A 23,339-nucleotide genomic window follows, 5' to 3' on the forward strand; every position below is an offset into this window, starting at 1 on the left:
GATGACAGGGCGCGCCTGTCTCAGGCCTCGGCGCGCTCGAACGCCTCGGGGTAGCGCCGCTTCGCCCGTAGCAGGCGCCAGATGGTGATGGCGTTGGTGATCACCACCAGCGCCTCGGCCAGCGAGCCGCCCACGGCCCCCGCCAGCAGGTGGCTGAGCAGCCAGGCCACCGCCGCCAGCCCCAGCATCACCCGCATGGGGATGCCGCGCAGCAGGAACATGCCCACGGTGCCCAGCACCATGGCCACCACCGCGGGCAGGTCCGCCCAGCCCTGCCAGGTGACCAGCGCGGCCACGCCGCTGGCCGCCAGCACGCCGGCCATCACCGCCTGGCTGCCCGGGTAGCGGCGGGCCAGGGCGATGCGGGCGATTACCAGCACGGTCAGCGCCGCCGCGGTCCAGCTCTGCAGGAACAGGAACTGCAGGCCGAAGGCGACGTTGGCCGAGATCAGCAGCACCAGCAGGCGCTCGTCCCGCTTGCTGGCGAAGGCGGCGATGCACAGCAGCAGGGCGGCCAGGCCGGCGACCTGGCCGGCGAGGGCGGCGGGACTCTCCAGCATCGGGCCTCCTTTCGAGTGAGCGGGCGCCCAGCATAGCCGCTCCGGCGACGGTTGACGCAAGCCGCCGCCGCCGCGCATCTTGGCAGGACCCCACCACGCAGGACGCGACATGGACACACTGCTCGATGCCGGCACCCCGGTGACCGAGGCGGCGCTGGCCGCCATCGCCCACATGCCCACCGCCAGCCTGCCGGCGCTGATGGACGACGCCTTCGCCCAACGGCTCTCCGACGCCGAGTTCATGCGCATCGCCGTGTGGCTGGCGCAGAAGAGCCACGACGAGGGCGGCTGCCCCATCGGGGCGGTGATCGTCGACAACGCCAGCCGGCGCATCCTCGGCAAGGGCCACAATACCCTGGTGCAGGAGAATCACCCCTACCACCACGGCGAGACCTCGGCCCTGCGCGACGCTGGGCGCATCGACTTCGGCCGCACTACGCTCTTCACCTCGCTCAGCCCCTGCGAGATCTGCGCGACCCTGCTCGCCATGCGCGGCTTCCATCGGGTGGTGGTGGGCGACGTCACCAACGCCTCGGGCACCGAGGCGATGCTCGAGGCCCGGGGCGTGCGCGTGGATATCCTCGAGGATGCGCGCGGCATCGAACTCTACGCCCGTTTCCGCGCCGAGAAGCCCGAGCTGGATCGGGAAGACTGGAAGGGGCTCGCCGCCACCCGCTGATCGGGGGCTACTTGAAGCGGGAGCGCGCCTTCTCGAGGGACTCGTTCAGGGATCGCCAGGCGCGCTCCGCTCCGTCCTTGACATCGCTCCAGGCGTCGTCGCTGGCATGGCGCAGCTCGTCGAGCTTCTGGCGCATCGCCTCGCGTTTCGCCTCGAGCCGCTCGACCTCCTGCTCCTGCTCGATGCGCGCATCGGCCTCGGCCCCCCGGGCTTTCGCCTTCAGCTTGTCCACCTCGGCCTGCAGCTCATCCAGCTTGGCGCGCAGCTTCTGCTCGTAGGCATTCCGGTCGCTCATGGGGCAGCTCCTGTCCGTCTGTGGTTAGGGGGAACCTTGAAGATAGCCGGTCGTGGGGCGACGAGCGTTGACGGCGGAGGGTGGCATATCGCGCCGGGGCGGTGGCGAGGCCCTGGTCATCGCGCCCCCCGGGAGCCTGCGGGGTCAGGGGGGATCTCCCCCTGCGGGCACAGCCCGCCCGGTACCCGCAGTACCCAGTCGCGGATCGCCCGCATGGTCGGATCGTCCCGCCGGCGCTCCGGATAGACCAGGTAGAACGGCTTGCCTTCCAGCACCGGCCCGAAGGGCTGCACCAGGCGCCCCTCCGCCAGCTCGTCGGCGATCAGCGGGCGGCTCATCAGGGCCACGCCCTGGCCGCCGATGGCGGCGGAGACGGCGTGGATCTCGTCGGAGAACACCAGCCCGGCGCTCACGTCCAGCCCCGGCACCCGGGCGCGCTTCTGCCAGCCGGCCCAGTCGAGGGGCGTCACCGAGGCCCCCTGGGGGCGGAAGTGGATCAGCGGATGGCCGGGCAGCTCGGCGGGATCGCTCAAGGCCAGGCGCGGGCTGCAGGCCGGGATGAAGGTGTTGTCGAAGAGCTTCTCCGCCACCAGCCCCGGCCAGTGGCCGTCGCCATAGCGGATCGCCAGGTCCGCCGTCACGCCGTCCAGCGCCACCGGCTCGTGGGCGGCATGGATGCGCAGGTCGATGTCCGGGTGCGTGTCCCGCAGCAGGCACACCCAAGGCAGTAGCCAGCGCACGGCCACCGCCGGGGTGGTGGAGAGCGTGACCGCCTGACGGGCGGGCGGCGCCTTCAGCCGCTCCAGGGTCTCGCCGATGCTGTCGAAGGCCGCCTCCAGGGTCTGGAAGAGTTCCCGTCCCTGGGGCGTGAGCACCAGCTGACGGGGTCGGCGCACGAAGAGTTCCACCTGCAGGGCCTCCTCCAGCCCGCGGATGTGATGGCTGATGGCCGTGGCCGTGACGGACAGCTCATCGGCCGCCCGCTTGGCGCTCTCGTGGCGGGCGGCGGCCTCGAAGGCGCGCAGGGCAGACAGCGAGGGGAGTCGGCGAGGGCTCATGGGTGAGTTCAGCTCAGCTATGTCGGCAAGAATTCATCGTTTGTGGCTCTTCATGGCAGGGCATAGGCTCGAGTCACCCCTCAACGATGAGTGAGTTCAACTCACAAGACAAGGAGCCCGACATGACCCATCTGCTGCAACTCGACGCCAGCGCCCGCCCCGGCCTCGCCGGTATCGATGAGCACGGCTCGCTCAGCCGTCGCCTGACCCAGCGCTTCGTCACCGGCTGGCAGGCCCGCCAGCCCGGAGCCACCGTGACCCATCGCGACGTGGGCGGCACCCCGCCGTCGTTCATCGACCAGCGGTGGATCCAGGCCGCCTTCACGCCCCCCGAGGGCCAGGAACCCTGGATGGCGGAGGTGCTCGCCGAGAGCGATCGGCTGATCGACGAACTGGCGGCCGCCGATGTCGTGGTGATCGGTTCCCCGCTGTACAACTTCGGCATGCCGGCGGCGCTCAAGGCCTGGGTGGACCAGGTGGTGCGCGTGGGGCGCACGGTGGACTTCGATCCGAGCCGGCCGGACGATCCCTTCACGCCCCGGCTGGCCGACAAGCCCCGGCACGCCATCATCCTGGCCTCGCGGGGCGGCGCCGGCTTCGAGCCCGGCGGCGAGCTGGCCCATATGAACCACCTGGAGCCCGGCCTGGCCACGGCGCTCGAGTTCATCGGCGTCACCCGCATCCACCGGGTGGCCATCGAGCACCAGGAGGAAGGCGGGGAGCGCCTGGCCGCCTCCCTCGCGGCGGCGGAGCGCCGGGTGGAGGCGCTGATCGACGAGCTGCAGCAGGCGCTCCGAGAGGACAGCTGCGAGCCGGCGGTCACGGCCTGAGGGACGATCCGCCGCCAGGGCGGGCGCCGGCGGGGCTCAGTCGTACCTGTGCTGCCAGCCCTTGACCGCGATCTGCTCCTTGAGCAGTTCCAGCATGTCCACCAGCACCTGCTCGGTAATCTGCTCGGTATGGGTGTCGGTGCGCAGCCAGGCATCGAAGCCGCTGTCGGCCAGGTGCTCCACCAGGGCGGAGAACTCCGCCGACCGTAGGCCTTCCAGGGCCTCGTCGACCAGCCGGCAGGCCAGGTCGGAGAGCGAGGCCTCGAGCCCCCGGGCCAGCGGGCCGCCCAGCGGCAGGCGCCCGAGCCGGCGGATTTCCGGACTCTCCGCCAGGGTGCGGCCGACCAGGCCGCGCACGTAGCGCAGGGTGTCGTCGCGGTTGTGGGCATAGGCGTCGCCCGCCATGGCCTCCAGGCGCTGGCTGATCTCGTGGATCAGCGCCTGCTTGCGCGGCCGCACCACCCGCTCCATCACCGGGGCGGAGAGCCCGTCGCCGGCGCGAATCTCCTGCTGCACGTTATCCAACATGCGGATGGCGATGCGGTCGGTGAGCTCCTCCAGCAGGATGTCGTAGTACTTGGCGACCACGGAGTAGAGGTACCAGCGGCGCACGTCGATCAGGCCCAGCCGCTGCAGGCGGTGCAGCAGCGAGATGACGCGCAGGATACGCAGCAGCCGGAAGCCGCCCACCGGGATGCAGCCGAGCACGTCGTACCAGTGCACGAAGGGGTAGAAGAACCAGCGGTGGTAGTGCCGCTCGGCGATGGCCACCGCCCAGCCCAGCAGCACGTCGAGCAGAAAGACGGCCACGAACGCCAGGTCGATGGTGAGGAAGTTCGCATGGATATGCCGGTCGTAGGCGGCGTGCAGGCCGGGGGCCACGGCCTCGAAGGCGGCGTTCAGCGGCGGCAGCAGGAAGAGGCTGTCGAACAGCAGCAGGGCCAGGTTGGCGATCACCAGCACGATGATCAGCAGGTCCCACACCAGGTGAGCCCGCTCCAGGGCGGGGGAGGTCGTGCGGGTGGCGGGCATCTTTCCTCTCCTTATGCGGTGCCGGAAGGTCCCTTCCTCACCCAGCCTAGAGCGTCGCGGCGTTGGTGGAAGTGTTCTTCGTGGGAGCGATCTTCAGATCGCGAAAGATGGCGGCACCCAGACAGGCGATGGCCTCGAGCCCTGTGGGAGCGATCTTCAGATCGCGAAAGGTGGCGGCACCCAGACAGGCGATGGCCTCGGGCCCTGGGAGCGATCTTCAGATCCGGCCCGCGCATCAGGTCTTCAGTAGGCCCTCTCCGAGCGCCTCGCCCAGGCGGTCCACGGCGGCGGCCAGCTTCTCGTCGATGATGTGGAGGTACTCCGTCCAGTCGTCGACGTGGTGCAGCTCCGCCTTGCCGTCCGAGATGCCGCGCAGCACCACGAGAGGCACGTCGAAGCGCGTGCAGGCGCGCAGGCAGGCGTAGCTCTCCATGTCCACCATGTCGGCGGCGATGGCGTCGTAAGCCGCGCCCGAGACGATATCGGCGCCGGTCGACAGCGTCGCCTCGCGGATCCCCGGAATGCGCAGCGGCAAGGGGAGGATGGGCGGCAGGTCGAGGAAGGGCGTGACGCCTTTCTCGAAGCCCAGCGGCGAGGCGTCCATGTCGCGGTAGGAAACCGAGGTCGCCTGATAGACCTCGGTCTGCTCCAGCGCCCGGCTGCCCGCCGAGCCCAGCGACACCACCAGGTCCGGCCGTTGCCCGCGCGCCGCAAGCTCGCCCAACGCGGCGGTGAGTTCCACCGCCGCCTCCACCGGCCCCACGCCGGTCATGAAGGGCCTGAAACGCTCCCTGAGATGGGGGCCGTATTCGGCGTCGGCCGCCATCACGAACAGCACGGAGCGACCGCTCAACTCCGTCAGCGGCGCCGGCGCGCGTGGTGTCTGGTTCATTCCGAGAGTCTCCCGCAGTCCATGAACGCCTCCATCATGGCGGGCAGGGGCGTTGGCGCCAAGCGGGTTTGGCTGATAGGGGCACGGCTTGCCAAACCAACTGATCGCCGCGTCCTGGCGCAACCAAATATCGCCAAGGTGCTAGATACCGCCTTTACATCTTACTCAACACTTGATCCATGGTGGTGCCACCCTGAATGGCAAGCTCAGTCGCGACCCGTTATGCGATGCCAATCAAATTGTGGGCGATCTGTTGTCGAGATCTGGCCTGGAAGATGTCAGTGCGCATTGGGGCGAGTCCTGTAATCCAGTGTTATAGTCGTACCCTTTGCTGACCGTTGGCCAATCACAGTCCAGTCGCTTGGAACAGTTGTTCTGCGCGGTCGTATCGTTGCATGCACGACAGGAATTCTCATGAGCGCTAACACCACCAACCTCATCAACTTCGTCTTTGATATTGCCAACAAGCTCCGTGGGCCTTACCGACCGCCCCAATACCGCAAGGTCATGTTGCCCATGACGGTGCTGCGCCGGCTGGACTGTGTGCTGGCTCCCACCAAGGACCAGATGCTCAAGGAATACGAGAAACTCCAGGCTCGCGGCCTTGAAGGCGATGCCCTGCATAAGGTCTTGGCCCGAAAGGCCAGCAAGGAACGCCATCATCCGCTTTACAACATCAGTCCCTATACCTTTGAAAAATTACTGGCGGATCCGGAGAACATCGCCACTAATATGATCAGCTATATCAACGGGTTTTCCGAATCCGCCCGGGTGATATTTGAAGCCTTTGGCTTCGAGCTGGAGATCGAGAAGCTGGACAAAGCCAACCGGCTATACCTGATCGTCAAGGAGTTTGCAGACCCGAAAATCAACCTGCACCCGAACCAGGTCAGCAACCACGACATGGGCTATGTGTTCGAAGAGCTTGTGCGAAAATTCAACGAACAGGCCAACGAGGAAGCCGGGGACCACTTCACCCCGCGCGAGGTGATCCGCCTGATGGCGCACCTGATTTACACCGAGGACGAAGACGTCTATACCCCTGGAATCGCCCGCACCATTTACGACCCGACAGCGGGTACGGGCGGCATGCTTTCAGTGTCGGAGGAATACATTACCGAGCAGAATCCCCAGGCCCACCTGGAACTGTTCGGGCAGGAATACAACGAGGAATCCTGGGCCATCTGCCGCTCCGATCTGCTGATCAAGGACGAGCCGGTGGACAATATCGCCTTTGGCGACACCCTGGGTGATGGCGAAACCGGCGACGGCCACGAAGGTAAAAGTTTCCACTATATGCTGGCCAACCCGCCCTTCGGCGTGGAATGGAAGCCACAGGAAACACTTGTCAAGAAAGAGCACCAGGAACTGGGCTTCAACGGCCGATTTGGCCCCGGTCTGCCGCGCATTAACGACGGCGCCACCCTCTTCCTGTTGCACATGCTCAATAAAATGAAACCTGCACCCGAGCAGGGTGGTGAAGGCTCACGCATCGGCATTGTCTTTAACGGCTCTCCGCTGTTCAACGGTGAGCCCGGCCCCAGTGAAAGCAACATCCGGCGCTGGATCATCGAGAACGATTGGCTCGACGCCATCATCGCCTTGCCGGATCAGCTCTTTTACAACACTGGTATTTACACCTACATCTGGCTGGTCAGCAACCGCAAGCCGGCGCATCGCAAGGGTAAGGTGCAACTGATCGACGGCACCCGCCACTATCGCAAGATGAAAAAGAGCCTGGGCAACAAACGCAACGAACTGAGCGACGAGCACATCGAGGAACTGACTCGCCTCTACGCCAACTTCGAGGATGGCACCGTCTGCAGGGTGGGCAGCAACGGCGAGCAGACCAAGCGCGTCTGCTCCAAGCTGTTTGACAACCGCGACTTCGGTTACCTCAAGGTCACCGTCGAACGCCCCCTACGTCTGAATTTTCAGGCCAGCGCCAAGCGCATTGAGCGGCTCTGGCAACAAACCGGCTTTATCAACCTGGCCAAGAGCAAAAAGCGCAAAGACCAGGCCGAGGTCGAAGCCGAGATCAAAGCCGGCGAAGCCACTCAGCAGCGCATTCTCACCATTTTGCAGGAGATGGACGACCGGCTCTACACGGACCGCGCCGAGTTCGAGCCGGCACTGAAAGCCGCATTCAAGAGCGCCGGGGAGAAACTGCCCGCCGGCATCAAAAAGGCCATCCTCGCCGCCCTGGCCGAGCGCGACTCGGAGGCCGCCATCTGCCGCAACAAGGACGGCGACCCGGAGCCGGACAGCGAACTGCGGGACACCGAGATCGTGCCACTGCCCGAGGACATCCCCCTGCCGCTGCCCATCGGCTACGACAAGGACGCCGACAACACCGAGCTGTTGGAGCTGGTGTACGACCACTGTGAGGCCTACCTGGCCCGCGAGGTCCTGCCCTTCGTCGACGACGCCTGGATCGATCACGCCAAGACCAAGGTGGGCTACGAGATCCCCATCAACCGCCACTTCTACGTCTACGAGCCGCCCCGCCCGCTGGAGGAGATCGAGCGGGACATTCAGGGCCTGGAAAAAGACATTCTGGATATGTTGAAAAAGGTGACCGCATGAGCGCCGGCGAGCTGATTCTCTATCGCAGTGAGGACGGCCGGGCCGAGATCCATCTACGGGCCGAAGGCGATACTGTCTGGCTGACCCAGGCCGAGATGGCGGAACTGTTCGACACCACGCCCCAGGCCGTTACCCAACATATACGCGCCATCTATGAGGAAGGCGAGCTCACCCTTGAGGCAACTTGTAAGGAATCCTTACAAGTTCGCCAGGAGGGCCAGCGCCGGGTACAGCGCCGCCTCAAGGTCTACAGCCTGCCCATGATCCTGGCCGTGGGCTACCGGGTGCGCTCCTCGCGCGGCACCCAGTTCCGCCAGTGGGCCACGGCCCATCTGGAGGAATACCTGGTCAAGGGCTTTGTGATGGACGACCAGCGCCTCAAGGAGCCCGGTGGCTGGGACTACTTTGACGAGCTGCTGGAACGCATTCGCGATATCCGCGCCTCGGAGAAGCGTTTCTACCAGAAGGTGAAGGACCTTTTCGCCCTGTCCAGCGACTACCGCCCCGACGACCGCGACACCCAGCTCTTCTTTGCCGAGGTGCAGAACAAGCTGCTGTTTGCGGTGACTGGCCATACCGCCGCCGAGATCGTGGTCGAGCGTGCCAACCCGAACGAGCCCAATATGGCGCTCACCAGCTGGAAGGGCGCCCGGGTGCGCAAGCAGGATGTGACCATCTCTAAAAACTACCTCACCGCTGATGAGGTGGATACTCTGAACCGCCTGGTGGTGATCTTTCTGGAGCAGGCCGAGCTGCGCGCCAAGGCGCGCCAGGACCTGACGCTGGACTACTGGCGGCAAAACGTGGACCGGCTGCTGGAATTCAACGAACGGCCCGTGCTGGAAGGCGCGGGTGCCATCAGCTCCGAGCGAGCGCGACAGGTGGCCCATGAGCGCTTTGAGCAATTCGACGCCCAGCGGCGGCGCGATGAAGCCTTGGAGGCCGATGCCGAAGATTTACGGGAGTTGGAGGCGTTGGAGAAGCAAGTTAAGAAGGAGGACAAGTCATGACCTCGACCTCCTCATCAGCTCAACTAGGCGGGATGGGCCTCTACCATACTCTGCCTTGCCCGGATGGCTGGACAACCCGACGCCTGCGGTTTCTGACGCGGATTAACAAAGCTCAGCCCATACCCTTGGCACCAGAAGATGAAGTGTCGTTTGTTCCCATGGCGGCAGTCGGAGAAAACGGCGGCTTACAGCTCGATCAGGTAAAAGCGCTCGACGAAGTTGGTGACGGATACACGTATTTCGCCGATGGCGATGTCGTCACCGCGAAAATTACTCCCTGCTTTGAAAACGGAAAAGGGGCCTTCGCGGAAGGGCTGAATAACGGCATCGCATTCGGCACCACGGAGCTGCATATTATCCGCCCTGGCGAGGAGATTGACGGACGCTTCCTGTTTTACCTGAGCATTTCGGAGCTGTTTCGGAAACTGGGAGAGGGGGCAATGTATGGTGCGGGCGGCCAGAAGCGTGTGCCAGAATTGTTCATCAAGGATTTTCAGGCGCTGTTACCGCCACTGGGTGAGCAACAAAAAATCGCCACCTTCCTCGACCGAAAAACCGCCGAGATCGACACCCTGATCGACAAAAAGCGCCGCCTTCTCGACCGGCTGGCCGAAAAGCGCACCGCTCTGATCACCCGCGCCGTCACCAAGGGGCTTAACCCCGATACCCCCATGAAAGACAGCGGCATCGAGTGGTTGGGGGAGATTCCGGCGCATTGGGAAACCGGCTTACCGATAAAGTATCTGGTGAAAATGTCCGGGGGCATGACTCCTTCAACCAGTAATCCCCTCTACTGGGATGGAGATATTCCTTGGGTGAGCCCGAAAGACATGAAGCGACCTGAGTTAATTGATGCCCAGGATCATGTGACCGAACTGGCGCTATCAGAGACAGGGTTAAGCTTAGTAGAGACTGGCTCGGTGCTGATCGTTGTGAGAGGGATGATTCTAGCCCACTCGTTCCCAGTGGCTATCAACAGGGTTCCTGTTGTCCTTAATCAGGATATGAAAGCGCTGAAAGTGGGGCCTCGTCTTTCACCAGAATACTTTGCGCTGCTGTTGCGGGCCATTGCCGACGTTATGCTTTCTTTAGTTGAATCATCAGCTCATGGGACGAAGGCCCTACGCACAGATCGCTGGAAAGAACTTTTGATTGCGCTACCGCCAGTTGATGAGCAAGACACCATAGTCGAACTGGTGGAAAAGATGGTTGCTGACCTGGATTCTCTGGAAGACGCAACAAGCAATACGATAGACAAGCTCGAAGAATATCGCTCTGCCCTAATCACCAACGCCGTTACCGGCCAGATCAAGGTCAGCTGAACCGGGGAAGTCCATGCACCAGGAAATCTACTTCGAACAGGCCATGGAGCAGTCGCTGATCGAACACGGCGGCTATCAGACAGGCGACCCCAAGGGGTTTGACTCAAGCCGGGCGTTGTTCCCCGCCGAAGTGATTGCCTTTATCGAGGCCAGCCAGCCCGCGCGCTGGCAGCAGCTGGCCAAACTGCACGGCGAGAAGGCCGAAGAGGTCTTATTGCACTCGCTGGTCAAGGAGCTGGCCTCCAAGACCGCCCTGCATGTGCTGCGCCACGGCTTCAAGTGTTATGGCAAGACCTTCCGGCTGGCCTATTTCGCCCCCAATACCGGCATGAACCCGGAGGCCGCCGAGGCCTATGGCCACAACCGTCTGCGGGTGACCCGGCAGGTGCATTTCAGCGAAACGCACCCGAACAAGTCCGTGGATATGGTGCTGTCGGTCAATGGCCTGCCGGTGGTGACGCTGGAGTTGAAAAACCCCATGACCGGGCAGACGGTGGATGACGCCATGGCCCAGTACAAAAAGGATCGGGACCCGGCCGAGCCCCTCTTCCGCTTCAAGGAACGGGCGCTGGTGCATTTCGCCGTGGACCCCGACCAGGCCTTCATGACCACCCAATTGACCGGGGCGAGCACCTACTTTCTGCCGTTCAACCGGGGCCATAACCACGGCGCCGGCAATCCGCCGGCCGAAGAAGGCGGCTACCGCACCAGTTATTTGTGGGAACACGTACTGACCCGCGACAGCCTGATGGACATCCTCGCCCGCTTTTTGCATCTGGAGGTGAGTGAATCCAAGGTCGCCACCAGGAAGGGCGTCAAACGCAAGAAGAAGGAAACCCTGATCTTCCCCCGCTACCACCAGCTGGACGCTGTGCGTAGCCTGATTAAAAGCGCCCGTACTCAAGGGCCGGGGCACAACTACCTGGTGCAGCATTCGGCGGGCTCGGGCAAGTCCAACTCCATCGCCTGGCTGGCCCACCGCCTGTCCAGCCTGCACAATGGTGAGGACAACAAGGTCTTCGATACCGTGGTGGTGATTACCGACCGCCGGGTGCTGGACCAGCAACTGCAGAACACCATCTACCAGTTCGAACACAAGCAGGGGGTGGTGCAGAAAATCGACGAGAACACCCAGCAACTCGCCCAGGCGCTCTCATCCAGTGTGCCCATCATCATCTCCACCATCCAGAAGTTTCCCTTTATTACCCAGGCCATGGATACCTTGGCCAAGAAAGGGGAAGAAGTGGAGCTGAATACCGGTGGCAAGCGCTTTGCCGTGATTGTGGACGAGGCTCACAGCTCCCAGTCCGGCGAGACGGCCATGGAGCTGCGCAAGGTGCTCAACCGCGACGGTATTGAATCCGCCATTGCCGAAGAGTTTCTGGATGAGGAGGAAGACCTCTCCGAAGCGGCCCGTAAAAGACTGTTTGCGGAAATGCTCAAGCGCCCGCGCCAGCCCAATATCAGCTTCTTCGCCTTTACCGCCACGCCCAAGTTCAAGACCCAGGCGGTGTTCAATGAGCCGGGCCCGAACGGCCAGCCGCCCTTTCATCTGTACTCCATGCGCCAGGCCATCGAGGAAGGTTTCATCATGGATGTGCTGAACAACTACACCACCTACAAGACCTATTACGGGCTGATCAAATCCGTCGAGGATGACCCTCAGGTTCCCAAGCGCAAGGCGGCCAAGGCGCTGGCGCGCTTCATGTCCCTGCACCCGCACAATATCGCTCAGAAGGTGGAGGTGATCGTCGAGCACTTTCGCCACAACACCCGTCACCTCATCGGCGGCCGGGCCAAGGCTATGGTCGTCACCGCCTCGCGCCTGCACGCGGTGCGCTACAAGAACGCCTTTGACCAGTACATTAAAAAACACGATATCACCGGCATCCGCTCGCTGGTGGCCTTTTCCGGCAGCGTGACGGACCCGGATTTCCCCGACCGGTCCTATACGGAAGTGGGCATGAACGAGGGCATCAAGGAATCCGAACTGCCTGACCGCTTCGATTCCGAGCACTACCAGGTACTGCTGGTGGCGGAAAAATACCAGACCGGCTTTGATCAACCATTGCTGCACACCATGTACGTGGATCGGCGGCTGGCGGGGATTCAGGCGGTGCAGACGTTGTCACGACTGAACCGTACCACCGCGGGTAAGGAAGACACCTTCGTGCTGGATTTTGTCAACGAGCCAAGCGAAATCTATAAGGCCTTCAAACCCTATTACGAGGTTACTCCGCCCGGTGAGACCAGTGACCCTCATCAACTTTACGATCTGCAGCACCGGCTGGAGGGACATCAGGTATTCACCGGGGACGAGGTGAATGCCTTTGCCGAAATCTGGTACAAGAACCGAAACGAGCCGACGGCGGCGGACCATCAGAAGATCAACGCCGTGCTTGATAAAGCGGTGGAGCGCTACAAAGCGCTGGAGGAAGACGAGCGGGATCAGTTCAAAGGCCAACTGGCCAGCTTCCGCAACCTCTATGCGTTTCTGGCGCAGATCATTCCCTACCAGGACAGCAGTCTGGAAAAACTCTACAGCTATGGGCGCTTTTTGCTGCACAAGCTGCCTAGGGGTGCCGACGATACGGTCTTCGAACTGGAAGACGAGGTTTCACTGAAATACTACCGCCTGCAGAAGATCAGCGAAGGCGCCATCGACTTGGGGGTGGGGGAAGCAGAGCCTCTCTATGGCCCCACCGAAGTGGGTACCGGCCGCGCCGAGGACGATGAAGTGGAGCTTTCGACCCTGATCGGCAAACTCAACGAGCGCTTCGGTACCGAGTTCACCCCGGCTGATCAGCTGTTTTTCGACCAGATAGCTGCCAGCGCCGCTGAGAACGACACCCTGCGTGAAGCGGCCCAAGCCAACACGATTGACAACTTTTCCTATGTTTTCAATAGAATGCTCGAAAACCTGTTTATCGAGCGTATGGATGGTAATGAAGAGATTTTTGGCCGTCTGATGAACGATGATGACTTCCGTCGTATAGCGCATGATCACCTTTTGCATGATGTATACGATCGGTTGCGAAAGCCGGGTAGCTAGTTAGCCACCCGTCACTGTCATGGAGCCTGAGCTCCGCATCACTCTTCTCTGCGCCGCGTCCAACAGCTGGCCGCGGCCGGTTTCCACCAGCGTCAGCCAGTGGCGGGCGCGGGTGATGCCGGTGTAGATCAGTTCCCGGGTGAGGATGGGGTTCGGCGCATCGGGCAGCACCAGGGCGGCGTGGGTGAACTCCGAGCCCTGGGACTTGTGCACCGTCATCGCGAATACCGTCTCCACCGCCTGCAGGCGCGAGGGCAGCACCCACTTGATGCGCTCGGTGCCGTCGCCGGCGGGGAAGGCCACCCGCAGCAGGCGGCGGTTGTCATCGCCAGGCGCATTGTTCGGGCGCTGTAACGAGTGCGCGGCGCCAGGGCGCGGCATGTCCAGGGTGATGCCGATATCGCCGTTCATCAGCCCCAGGCCGTAGTCGTTCTTCGTCACCAGCACCGGGCGGCCGGGGTACCAGCGCTGGCGGCCGTCCTGGCTGTCGATCAGCCTTTCCCACTCCAGCGCCTGGCGCACCCGCTCGTTCAGGCCTTCCACGCCCCAGGGGCCGCGGCGCAGCGCGCACAGCAGCTGGAAGTGGCCGTGGGCCGCCAGCACGGCGCGGGCCCAGTCATCGAAGGCGTCCTGATCCGCCTCATCCGCCGGGCGTTGCTCGGCCATGGTCGAGAGGAAGTGGCGATAGCCCACCGGCGGCGCGTCGGCCGTGCTCTCATTGGGGAAGCGTTCGGGGCAGCCGGTGACCGCCAGGCGGGCCAGGCCGCGCTCGTCGTCGGTGCGCAGCTTCAGGTGCGAGAGGTCCGCGAAGCCCGTGGTGAGCGCCTCGGTGATGGCGCGGCGCTTGGCCGCGGGCTCGGCCTCGGCGTTGATCGCCGAGGCCAGCTGGCCGATGCCGCTGTCGGCGGTGAAGCGGTGGCTGACGCGCAGCATGGCGATGGCTTGGTCGAGCGGCTGGCCGTCGGCGTCGAGGGTGTCTGCGGGCAGCGGCTGGCCGGTGGCCTCTGCCAGCCAGTCGGCGGTGGCCGGGGTGTAGTGGCCGCCCTCGGCCCGGGCGCACAGGTCGCCGAGCACGGAGCCGGCCTCCACCGAGGCGAGCTGGTCCTTGTCGCCGAGCAGCACCAGCCGCGCCCGGGGCGGCAGCGCCTCGAGCAGCGCGGCCATCATGCCCACGTCCACCATGGAGGCCTCGTCCACCACCAGCACGTCCAGCGGCAGGGGGTTATGGCGATCGTGGCGGAAGCGGCGGGTGTCGGGACGCGAGCCCAGCAGTCGATGCAGGGTGCTGACTTCCGTAGGAACCGCTTGCTTGAGTGCTTCGGCCGGGTTTTCGCGCAGCAAGCTGCGCTCCCACGGGGAGGCTTCGTCGGCTTTCAACAGGGCGGCCAGCTTGTCGAAGGGCAGTCGGCCCACTTGTGCTGCTATGGACTCGTTGAGCCGGGCGGCGGCCTTGCCGGTGGGGGCGGCCAGGCGGATACGCAGCGGCTGCTTGCCCTCGCCGAGGGCCTGGGCCTGGAGCAGGGCGAGCAAGCGCACCACGGTAGTGGTCTTGCCGGTGCCGGGGCCGCCGGTGATCACCGCGAAGCGCGAGCGGCCGGCCAGGGCGCAGGCGGCCTTCTGCCAGTCGAACTGGTCCTGGGGTGGGAAGAGAGTATCGAGGATCGGGCGCAGGACTTTGGGATCGACGGGGCGCCTGTCGGCGCCATTCGCCGATGCGTCGGACCGGCGCGAAGCTGCGCTCCCACAGGGGGTATCCCCATCGCGCGGCAGAGCTGTATTCCCACAGGGAGATTCGAGGCGGTCGGAGATCCGGGTGTGGATATCCTGCTCGTGCTGCCAGTAGCGGCGCAGGTAGAGCCGGGGGCGCTCGGCGGTGCCGGCGAGCACCAGCGGGGTGCTGCCGGGGCCGGTGGCGACCAGCTCGGGCTGGTCGAGGGCGGCGCGCCAGGCGGCGAGGTCGAGCGCGGCCATCACCCGGCTGGGCAGCGGCGGCGGGTCCTCCAGGCTGTCGCCCTCCGGCGGCAGCGAGAGCGCCAGGTCCGGGGCGGCCAGGGTCTGGGCCAGGTCCAGGCACACATGGCCGCGGCCGAGTTGGTGGCTGGCCAGGGCCGCCGCGAGCAGCGGCAGGGGTGAGGCCTCGCTTACCTCGCGATGCAGGAAGGCGGCGAAGGCGCGGTCCAGCGAGCGCAGCCAGCCGCGTTCCACCCAGCGGTCGAGCAGGGCGAACAGCGACGCGTGATCGCGCAGCGCCCGCTCGGGGGCAGCAACGGATTCCGACGCCTGGTCGGTGGCGTGGTGTGGGGTATCCGGCGTCATGCGGCGTCCTCCTCGGCGGCGCGGAACAGGGCATCGAGCGCGAGGATCAGCTCGCTCGGCGGGCGTTCGGCGTGCACGCCCCGTGAGGGCGCGCGGGTGCCGCGCAGGAAGACGTAGAGGGCCCCGCCCAGGTGGCGCTCGGGGTCGTAGTCCGGCAGCCGGGCCTGGAGCAGCCGGTGCAGGGCCAGCAGGTAGAGGCAGTACTGCACGTCGTAGCGCTTCTCGAGCACGGCCTCGGCCATCGCCGCCTCGGTGTAGGCGGCATCGTCGGCGCCCAGGTGGTTGGACTTCCAGTCGAGCACGTAGAAGCGCCCCCAGTGCTCCACCACCAGGTCGATGAAGCCCTTGAGCATGCCGTTGAGGGTGTCGGGCTCCAGCGCCGGCCGGGGCCGGCCACCCAGTGTGTAAGCGCTCACGAGGGCGTCGAGCCTTCTCGTGTCGACCTTGTGGGCGGCGAACCAGAATTCCAGCTCCACCCGGTAGCCGGCAAGCGCATCGAGGCGTAGCGGGGCGGCCTCATCCGGCACCGGCAACGGCGTGGTCAGCAGCTCCGGCAGCCACTGCGAAAGCGCTTCGATCTGGCCCTCCCAGCCGCGGCGGTTGGCGCGCCGGGCCAGGGTGTCCTCGCGCAGCGCGGCGTCCTCGGCCACCTTGGCGAAGCCCTCCTCTCCGGCCCATTCCAGCAGGCCGTGCAGGAAGGTGCCCGCCGAGGGCCCGCGGGGGAAGCGATGAAGCGAGCCCTCGCTCACCGCGGCGGCGCCGGCATCGAAGGGCTCGTCGATCACCTCCATCGCCGTGGCCTCGTCGGCGGTGGTGGGCTCGGGGGCTGGTTCGGCCTCGGCGGCGGTCTCTGGGCCTGCCTCGTCCGGGGTGGCCCCGGCACGCAGCGCCGAGTAGCTGGCGATCCACCAGTGCTCGCGGATGGTCCGGGTGGGCGCGCGGGCCTCCCCTAGCGCCTCCGTCTCGGTGGCCAGGTGCACCGGGGCGGGATCGGCCGCCGGGGCCTCGGTCACCCGCACCCGGCCGGAGTCGTCGGCTTTCTTGTCGGCCAGGGCCTCCAGGGCCGGGCGCAGGGCCTCGGGGGGCAGCGGCTCGCCACCGGAGAGCAGGTGGCCGACGGCGCTGCGCTCCATGGCCTCCAGCGGTGCCAGGCCGATCCAGGTGGCGTGGCGGGCGCGGGTCAGGGCCACGTAGAGCTTGCGCAGGTCCTCGCCCAGCCGCTCGCGGTCGGCCCGGGCCAGGATGGCCTCGTCGGCGTCCAGGGAGAGGCGCAGGTTGCCGTCGTCGTCGTGCCAGCGCAGCGGCAGGTCGCCGGCCTTCACCGGGCGGAAGGCGGCGATGAAGGGCAGGAACACCAGCGGGTACTCCAGGCCCTTGGACTTGTGGATGGTCACCACCTGCACCAGGTCGGCGTCGCTCTCCAGGCGCAGCCGGTGGGCGTCGGACTGCTCGTGGGGCCGGGCCCGGGACTCGGCCAGATGGCGCAGCAGGGCATGCTCGCCGTCGATCTCGGCGCTGGCCTCCTGGAGCAGCTCGCCCAGGTGCAGCAGATCCGTCAGTCGCCGTTCTCCTTCCGGCACGGTGAGCAGCCGGCCGGGCACGGCGAAGTCGGCCAGCAGCCGGTGCAGCATGGGCAGCACGCCGCGGCGCTGCCACTGGCGGTGGTAATCGCGGAACTGCATCACCCGCGCCTCCCAGGCCAGCTCGTCCTGCTGGGGGCCGCCGTTCAGGGCGTCGAGCTCGGCCAGGCCCAGGCCCAGGCTGGGGGTGGCGAGCGCCGCGCGCAGGGCACGCTCGTCGTCCGGGGCGGCGCAGGCGGCCAGCCACACCTCCAGCTCGGCGGCGGCCTCGGTCTCGAACACGCCCTCCTTGTCGGAGAGGTAGACGCTGCGGATGCCGCGGGCGAGCAGGGCGCTGCGGATGGCGCGGGCCTCGCCGGCGTTGTTGACCAGCACGGCCAGGTCCGAGGGCGCCAGGGGGCGGAATTCTCCGTCTTGCTCGAAGCCGGCCTGCCCGGCCTGGCCCTCGCGCAGCAGCGCGGCCATCTCGGCGGCGCAGCGCCCGGCCAGCTCGGCGAGGTAGGCGGACTTCGACAGCGGCGTCTCGGCGGCGAGGTGCCAGAGGGTCAGCGCCGGCTGGGCGGTGCCCAGGCGCACCAGGGCGTCTTTCCTGCCCTTCGCCTCGACAGGACTGAAGGGAACGGCATTATCGTCCCCGCGGCGGAACAGGAAGGCGCCGGTCTCGCTGCGCTCGGCGTGGGCGAACACCCGGTTCACGGCCTCGACCATGGGCGCGGCGGAGCGGAAGTTGGTGCCGAGCGTGACGTGGCGGCCGGCGGTGTCGCGCCGGGCCTGGAGGTAGGTGTGGATATCGGCGCCGCGGAAGGCATAGATGGCCTGCTTGGGGTCGCCGATCAGCAGCACGGCGCTGTCGTCGCGGTCCTCGGCGAGCCGGTAGACCCGGTCGAAGAGCCGGTACTGCACCGGGTCGGTGTCCTGGAACTCGTCGACCAGGGCCACCGGGAACTGCTCGCGGATGCGCGCGGCCAGCGTCTCGCCGGCTTCCCCCGCGAAGGCGGCGTCCAGGCGGTGCAGCAGGTCGTCGGGGCCGAGCTCGGCGCGGCGGCGTTGCACCGTCTCGCGGCGCGCGGCCATCCAGTGCACGGCATGGGCGAGCAGGTCGGCGAAGGGATCGGGCAGCTCGGCGAACCGCTCCGGCAGCTCGGCCAGGGCCTCCAGCGCCGGCAGGTTGGGCACCGGGTCTTCCTTCCAGATCTCGGCGAGGCCCTCGGGCGTCAGGCGCTTCCAGGCGGCGTCGGTCAGCGCCGGGGTGGCCAGTTCCGGGTCGCTCGCCCAGTCGCGCAGGGCGCCGAGCCAGTTGGCGCGGTGCTTGGCGTTGAGCTTCTGGCCGTTGAACGCCTTGCGCTTGGCGGCGGCCTCGAGCAGCGCTTCCAGCTCGTCGAGCCAGGCCGGCCAGGGCGCCTTGAGTTCGGCCAGGGCCGCGGCGCGCTGCTCGCGGTAGGCGACCAGGGCCTCGGCCGGCGGTGGGGCCGCGGGCAGGGCGGCGGCATGGGTGCGCAGCCGGGCGGCGGTGTCGTTGAGGGCGTCCGGGGTGGTCCAGTAGCGGGCGACGATCTCCAGCGCCTCGGGGGCGAGATCGTAGTAGAAGCTGCGCCAGTAGTCCCGGGCGATCTCCAGGTCCATCTCCGACTGGTCCAGCGCCATCTCCAGGGCGAACAGGCTGCCGCTGTCGAAGGCGTGCTCGCGCAGCATGCGGTGGCACCAGGAGTGGATGGTGGAGACCGCGGCCTCGTCCATCCACTCGGCGGCCAGGCGCAGGCGCCGGGCGCAGGTCGGCCAGCTCTCCCGAGGGTAGCTGTCGCGCAGGGCGATCAGCGGATCGCCGCCCGGCGGAGCGTCGCCCGCATTATCCCCAGGGGTTGAGTTATCCACCGGTGGTTCGGCGAAGAGGTCGGCGGTTTCATTCTGGGACGGGGCTTTTGCTGGAGCAGGTCTTTCCGGAGGCGCTGTAAACCCATCCTTGGGCGCTACCGATTCCTTCCTTGGAATCGGACCTCCTCCAAGACCTGCTCCAGACGCCCCTTCGGGGTTTACGCCGCCTATCTCAACCGTGCTGATGTCGTTCTGAAAAGCGTCCGCCGCTTCCACCAGCCGGGCGCGGATGCGGTCGCGCAGCTCCTGGGTGGCGGCGTTGGTGAAGGTCACCACCAGGATCTCCGGCGGGGTCAGCGGCCGTGGGAAGCTGGCCGCGTCCTCGGCGTCGCGGGGACCGAGCACCAACCGCAGGTAGAGCAGGGCGATGGTGAAGGTCTTGCCGGTGCCGGCGCTGGCCTCGATCAGCCGGCTGCCGGTGAGCGGCAGGGCCACCGGGTCGAGGCGCGGGGGCTCGGTCGTCTGCACGGTCTCTGCTGACGTCATGCGCGTCCTCCCTGGCGCTTGCCTCCGTTCTTGCCGTTGCCGCCCCTGGTCGTCTTCACGGTGTCGTGGAGGGGGGCGTAGAGGGCGTCACACAGCTCGCTGAAGCGCCGGCCGGCGGCCTGGTGGCGCGCGAGGCTCTCCAGGTCCCGCCACTGGCGGGCCAGGTAGGGATCGCGGTCGCGCTCGCCCGCCGTGTAGTCGTCGCCTTCGAAGACGCGCACCGCGGCCTTCCAGGCCTTGAGGTCGGTCTCCTCGGCCTTGCTTGTCTGTGAAGAGCCGTCGTCGCCGAAGACGCGGGCCAGGGCGCTTTCGTCGCCGCCCTTCTCGTGCCAGGTGAAGGCGGTGTCCCGTGCCAGCGGCAGGGGCGCGGTCATGCCGGCGCGCCAGGCCTTGGCGATGGCCTCCAGGTGGGCCCGGGCGGTGGCCTCACTCATCGGCGGCAGGGTGCCGCCGCCGGCCCGGGAGAGCAGTTCGGTGGTCATGGGGCCGAGGGCGAGCTGGCCGGCGAGGTGACTGAGCCAGGGGCCCAGCCAGTGCTTCCAGTTGTACTTGCCCTTGTTGATCAGGCTGCTGGTCATCAGTACCAGCCGGCAACGCTCGCCGGCGGCGTTCTCGCGCAGGCCGTCCAGCCAGTCCTCGATATGCAGCGGGCCCTCGTCGGTGGCGAGTTCCAGCGAGACGAGGGCCGAGGTCTCCCAGGCATGGGGCCAGGCCTCGAGCTTATTGGCATAGGCCTCGAAGAGGGCGTCCAGCGGCTCGACCAGTTGCTCGCGCATCAGCTCGGCGAAGCCGCCCATGGCCAGGCGCCCCTCGCGCTCCAGGCGCTCCAGGGTGTCCTGGACGGCGGGGGTGGGGGAGGCGCCCTCGTCCACGGCGCGGCGCCCGGCCTCGATCAGCGCCTGCTGGAGCTGCCAGTGGTCCAGGCCGTCGAGGGCGAAGGGCTCGTGGTCGGGGCTCTCCAGGGCCTCGCGCTCGAGGAAGACCCCGAGGCGGGTGGTGAAGAAGGCCTTGACCGGGTCCTTGAGGAAGCCACTGAGGCTGGCCAGCGTAAGCGCCGTATCGAGCGCCAAGGGCGGCAAGGCTGCTGCGCTCGGCGATACGGCGTTAAAACCAGGCTCAAGATGCTCATTTACGTCTTGTAAACTCCGCTCTCTCGCCTGGTTTTGCCTTGTCTCGTCTTCGCTCGCGACGCCTTGTGGCTTTGTCTGAACAGAGTGTACCGCCCGCCATTCATGGGCATAGGTGAAGAGCCGGGCGTCGTCCGAGAAGTAGCTGCGGCTGAACGGCTGCAGCGGGTGCTCGGTGGTCAGGGCGTCGAGCAGGGCCTGGCCGGCGTCATCTTGCTCTTCTGCGCCTTCCAGCCTCCAGCCGGTGGCCAGGTGGTCGCGGAGCTGGCCGAGCAGCACCGAGGGCGGCCGGGGCTCGTTGTCGTGGATGCTGCGGCCGACCCAGCTGATCATCAGGCGGTCGCGGGCCGAGAGCAGCGCCTCGAGGAAGAGATAGCGGTCGTCCTCGCGGCGCGAGCGGTCGCCGGGGCGGTAGTCGTGGCCCATCAGGTCGATGTCCAGGGGCCGCTGGGTGCGCGGGTAGTCGCCGTCGTTCATGCCCAGCAGGCAGACGTGGCGGAAGGGGATGGCGCGCATCGGCATCAGGGTGGCGACGTTCACCGCCCCGGCCAGGAAGCGCTGGGAGAGGCTGGCCTGGCCGAGCTGGCCGAGCCAGTGCTCGCGCACCACCGAGAGCGGCAGGGCCTCCGTCAGGCGGGCGTCCTCGGTGGTCTCCTGCCACTCCTCCAGCCCCTCCTCCAGCCGGCTCAGGGTGGCGAGGTCGGCCTCGTCCTCAGCGGCGAAGCACTCGCCCAGCAGCCCGCGCAGCCGACGGCACCAGGTCGGCACGTCGGCGGGCTCGGCGAGGGCGCGCCACTGGGCCTCCAGGACGTCGAGCAGGTCCATCAGCGGGCCGGCCAGGGCCGCCTCCAGGCCGCCGATGTCGCCGAAGGGCTCGATGTCGTGCCAGGGCCCCTCAGCGGTGTCGCCCACCGCGTAGCCGAGCAGCAGGCGGCGCAGGCCGAAGGCCCAGGTGTTGGCGGTGAGGCCGCCGGGCAGGTCGAGCCGGGCGCGCTGCTCGGCGTCCAGCCCCCAGCGGATGCCGGCGCCCTCGATCCAGCGGCGCAGCACCGGCAGGGCCTCGGCGTCCAGGCCGAAGCGGCCGCGCAGGGCGGGCACCTCCAGCAGGTCGAGCAGGTCGCTCACCGTGAGCCGCGACTCCGGCAGGTGCAGCAGCGACTCCAGGGCCACCAGCAGCGGCTGGCGATGGCGGCTGGTCTGGTCGGAGAGGGTGAAGGGGATGTGGCGCGGGTCGTCCGGCGGCAGGCGGCCGAACACCGCCTGGACGGCGGCGGCGTAGGTGTCGATGTCGGGCACCATCACCAGCACGTCCCGGGGGCGCAGCGTGGGGTCGGCGTCGAAGGCGGCGAGCAGCTGGTCGTGGAGGATCTCCACCTCGCGCAGGGCGCTGTGGGCGACGTGGAAGCGCAGGCTGTGATCCCGGGCCGGGTCCACGGCCGGCCAGGTGTCGCGGGTCTCCCGGGGCGGGCGCAGCTCGAGGATGTCGTCCTGGAGCTGCTGGAGCAGCCCCGGCGCCTCGCCCTCGGCGGGGGAGTCGAAGAGGTCGATGCGCAGCGCCTCGGCGTCGAACATCGCCCGGTAGGCGTCCTGGTCGTCGAACTCGTCGAGCAGGCGCAGGTAGTCGCGGCCCTGCTTGCCCCAGGCGGCGAGCAGCGGCTGGGCGTGGAGGTGCAGCTGGGTGTCGTCGAGCTCGAGCGGCATGCCCGGGCGGTGGCGCTGGCGCCGACGGGCGGCACGCAGGAGATCCTTGTGCTCGATGATGTCCGCCCAGTAGTGGCGGCAGGGGTTGTGCACGCAGAGCAGCACCTGGCAGACCTTCGATACCGCGGCCAGCGCCTCCAGGGTCTGGCGGGGCAGCGAGGAGATGCCGAACACCACCACCCGGCGCGGCAGGCCGGGAGGCCGCGTCTCCGGCGTCAGCTCACGGCAGGCCTCGAGGAAACGGGTATGCACCCAGGCGCGGCTGGTGGCGAGGCCCGCCTCGCCGATGTCGTCGCGCAGCCGCCGCCACAGGGCCGGCTGCCAGCGCTGGTCCTCGGCCAGCGGCCGGGCCTGGCCGCGGGCGTCGATCAGCTCGTCGCGGCCCTCGGCCCAGGCGGCCAGCCAGTCGGCGCGGTAGACCTGGTACTGGTCGAAGAGGTCGGCCAGGCGCTCGGCGAGCTGGTGGCGCTTGCGGAGGTCCTCGTCGTCGGCCAGGAAGCGGGCCAGGGGCGCGAAGGTGGGGTCACCCAGCAGCTCGGGCAGCAGGCGCATCAGCCGCCAGACGAGCCGCGGCTTGTCCAGCGGCGAGGCCGGCGGCACCGCCTCGCTTCCCAGCACGGCCCGGTAGGCCTGCCACAGGTAGCGCGCCGGCAGGGTGACGTCCATGGCCGCGGCGATGCCGGCGCCCGCGGGCGGGTCGGCGGCCAGGGCCAGCTTCAGCCACTGGCTGATGCCGTTGCTCTGGACCAGGATGACCTCGTCCTCCAGAGGGCCCAGCGGGTGCCCGCGAAGCCACTCCACCGCCAGGTCGCGCAGCGCCTCCAGGCGATTGCCATGCACCACCATGAAGCCGGGCGTCAGGGCAGTCTCGGTGGTGATGAGCATGGCGAATCCTTCGCGGCGTTGGACGGGCCTTCATGGTGCCGCAAAACCCCATCGGC

14 protein-coding genes are annotated in these 23,339 nt (G+C 67.1%); 6 read left to right on the forward strand and 8 right to left on the reverse strand.

Annotation, left to right across the window (positions count from 1 at the left end):
- Positions 1-20: 20 nt before the first annotated feature.
- Positions 21-560, reverse strand: a complete 540-nt coding sequence (locus tag BEI_RS02690; RefSeq protein WP_097788058.1) for a YgjV family protein — start codon at positions 558-560, stop codon at positions 21-23.
- A gap of 109 nt (positions 561-669) precedes the next feature.
- Between BEI_RS02690 and BEI_RS02695 the strand changes: the two genes are divergently transcribed.
- The gene (locus BEI_RS02695; RefSeq protein ID WP_097788059.1) at positions 670-1,239 is read left to right on the forward strand and encodes a nucleoside deaminase; all 570 of its coding nucleotides are present in this window, start codon (positions 670-672) and stop codon (positions 1,237-1,239) included.
- Between the two features lie 7 nt (positions 1,240-1,246).
- On the opposite strand, the gene BEI_RS02700 is transcribed toward BEI_RS02695, so the two are convergent.
- Positions 1,247-1,534 (reverse strand): sll1863 family stress response protein, encoded by a 288-nt coding sequence (locus BEI_RS02700; protein ID WP_097788060.1) that lies wholly within the window; start codon positions 1,532-1,534, stop codon positions 1,247-1,249.
- A gap of 116 nt (positions 1,535-1,650) precedes the next feature.
- On the reverse strand, positions 1,651-2,592 hold the full coding sequence (locus tag BEI_RS02705; RefSeq protein WP_097788061.1) for a LysR substrate-binding domain-containing protein: 942 nt from the start codon (positions 2,590-2,592) through the stop codon (positions 1,651-1,653).
- A gap of 122 nt (positions 2,593-2,714) precedes the next feature.
- Between BEI_RS02705 and BEI_RS02710 the strand changes: the two genes are divergently transcribed.
- Positions 2,715-3,422 carry an FMN-dependent NADH-azoreductase gene (locus BEI_RS02710; protein WP_097788062.1) on the forward strand — a complete coding sequence of 236 codons (708 nt, stop codon included), beginning with the start codon at positions 2,715-2,717 and terminating at the stop codon, positions 3,420-3,422.
- Between the two features lie 36 nt (positions 3,423-3,458).
- Here the strand turns inward: BEI_RS02710 and BEI_RS02715 are convergent, their stop codons facing one another.
- Both BEI_RS02715 and BEI_RS02720 read right to left on the reverse strand, forming a co-directional pair.
- Positions 3,459-4,454: an ion transporter gene (locus BEI_RS02715; RefSeq protein WP_097788063.1), complete on the reverse strand. Its 996-nt coding sequence runs from the start codon at positions 4,452-4,454 to the stop codon at positions 3,459-3,461.
- Between the two features lie 235 nt (positions 4,455-4,689).
- Entirely contained in the window at positions 4,690-5,346 is a 657-nt protein-coding gene (locus BEI_RS02720; protein WP_097788064.1) for a 5'-methylthioadenosine/S-adenosylhomocysteine nucleosidase, read from the reverse strand.
- Between the two features lie 414 nt (positions 5,347-5,760).
- Between BEI_RS02720 and BEI_RS02725 the strand changes: the two genes are divergently transcribed.
- The 4 genes from BEI_RS02725 to BEI_RS02740 are packed head-to-tail and all read left to right on the forward strand — an operon-like array spanning position 5,761 to position 13,316.
- Complete coding sequence (locus BEI_RS02725) at positions 5,761-7,932, forward strand: type I restriction-modification system subunit M (RefSeq protein ID WP_097788065.1); 2,172 nt, start codon at positions 5,761-5,763, stop codon at positions 7,930-7,932.
- A complete protein-coding gene (locus BEI_RS02730; RefSeq protein ID WP_097788066.1) occupies positions 7,929-8,942 on the forward strand; it encodes a virulence RhuM family protein in 1,014 nt (337 codons plus the stop codon). The genes BEI_RS02725 and BEI_RS02730 overlap by 4 nt, the downstream gene beginning before the upstream one ends.
- Entirely contained in the window at positions 8,939-10,264 is a 1,326-nt protein-coding gene (locus BEI_RS02735) for a restriction endonuclease subunit S (RefSeq protein ID WP_227644550.1), read from the forward strand. The genes BEI_RS02730 and BEI_RS02735 overlap by 4 nt, the downstream gene beginning before the upstream one ends.
- Positions 10,265-10,277: 13 nt before the next feature.
- A complete protein-coding gene (locus tag BEI_RS02740; RefSeq protein ID WP_097788067.1) occupies positions 10,278-13,316 on the forward strand; it encodes a type I restriction endonuclease subunit R in 3,039 nt (1,012 codons plus the stop codon).
- Here BEI_RS02740 and recD read toward each other — a convergent pair whose 3' ends face one another.
- From recD to recC, 3 genes are read right to left on the reverse strand one after another with little or no spacing between them, the layout of a single operon-like run.
- Positions 13,317-15,632, reverse strand: a complete 2,316-nt coding sequence (gene recD, locus BEI_RS02745; protein WP_097788068.1) for an exodeoxyribonuclease V subunit alpha — start codon at positions 15,630-15,632, stop codon at positions 13,317-13,319.
- Positions 15,629-19,570 carry an exodeoxyribonuclease V subunit beta gene (gene recB, locus BEI_RS02750; protein WP_097788069.1) on the reverse strand — a complete coding sequence of 1,314 codons (3,942 nt, stop codon included), beginning with the start codon at positions 19,568-19,570 and terminating at the stop codon, positions 15,629-15,631. Before recB ends, recD begins: the two co-directional genes overlap by 4 nt.
- Entirely contained in the window at positions 19,567-23,283 is a 3,717-nt protein-coding gene (gene recC / locus BEI_RS02755; RefSeq protein ID WP_097788070.1) for an exodeoxyribonuclease V subunit gamma, read from the reverse strand. Before recC ends, recB begins: the two co-directional genes overlap by 4 nt.
- Between the last annotated feature and the right edge of the window lie 56 nt (positions 23,284-23,339).

The organism is Halomonas beimenensis, assembly GCF_002549795.1.
GTDB classification, from domain to species: domain Bacteria; phylum Pseudomonadota; class Gammaproteobacteria; order Pseudomonadales; family Halomonadaceae; genus Halomonas; species Halomonas beimenensis.

Excerpts from the sequence above, each read along its gene's own strand:
- BEI_RS02715 (WP_097788063.1), bottom strand. The coding sequence starts at position 4,454 with ATGCCCGCCACCCGCACGACCTCCCCCGCCCTGGAGCGGGCTCACCTG.
- BEI_RS02700 (WP_097788060.1), bottom strand. The coding sequence starts at position 1,534 with ATGAGCGACCGGAATGCCTACGAGCAGAAGCTGCGCGCCAAGCTGGAT.
- BEI_RS02735 (WP_227644550.1), top strand. The coding sequence starts at position 8,939 with ATGACCTCGACCTCCTCATCAGCTCAACTAGGCGGGATGGGCCTCTAC.
- BEI_RS02705 (WP_097788061.1), bottom strand. The coding sequence starts at position 2,592 with ATGAGCCCTCGCCGACTCCCCTCGCTGTCTGCCCTGCGCGCCTTCGAG.
- BEI_RS02690 (WP_097788058.1), bottom strand. The coding sequence starts at position 560 with ATGCTGGAGAGTCCCGCCGCCCTCGCCGGCCAGGTCGCCGGCCTGGCC.
- recC (WP_097788070.1), bottom strand. The coding sequence starts at position 23,283 with ATGCTCATCACCACCGAGACTGCCCTGACGCCCGGCTTCATGGTGGTG.
- BEI_RS02710 (WP_097788062.1), top strand. The coding sequence starts at position 2,715 with ATGACCCATCTGCTGCAACTCGACGCCAGCGCCCGCCCCGGCCTCGCC.
- recD (WP_097788068.1), bottom strand. The coding sequence starts at position 15,632 with ATGACGCCGGATACCCCACACCACGCCACCGACCAGGCGTCGGAATCC.
- recB (WP_097788069.1), bottom strand. The coding sequence starts at position 19,570 with ATGACGTCAGCAGAGACCGTGCAGACGACCGAGCCCCCGCGCCTCGAC.
- BEI_RS02695 (WP_097788059.1), top strand. The coding sequence starts at position 670 with ATGGACACACTGCTCGATGCCGGCACCCCGGTGACCGAGGCGGCGCTG.
- BEI_RS02740 (WP_097788067.1), top strand. The coding sequence starts at position 10,278 with ATGCACCAGGAAATCTACTTCGAACAGGCCATGGAGCAGTCGCTGATC.
- BEI_RS02730 (WP_097788066.1), top strand. The coding sequence starts at position 7,929 with ATGAGCGCCGGCGAGCTGATTCTCTATCGCAGTGAGGACGGCCGGGCC.
- BEI_RS02720 (WP_097788064.1), bottom strand. The coding sequence starts at position 5,346 with ATGAACCAGACACCACGCGCGCCGGCGCCGCTGACGGAGTTGAGCGGT.
- BEI_RS02725 (WP_097788065.1), top strand. The coding sequence starts at position 5,761 with ATGAGCGCTAACACCACCAACCTCATCAACTTCGTCTTTGATATTGCC.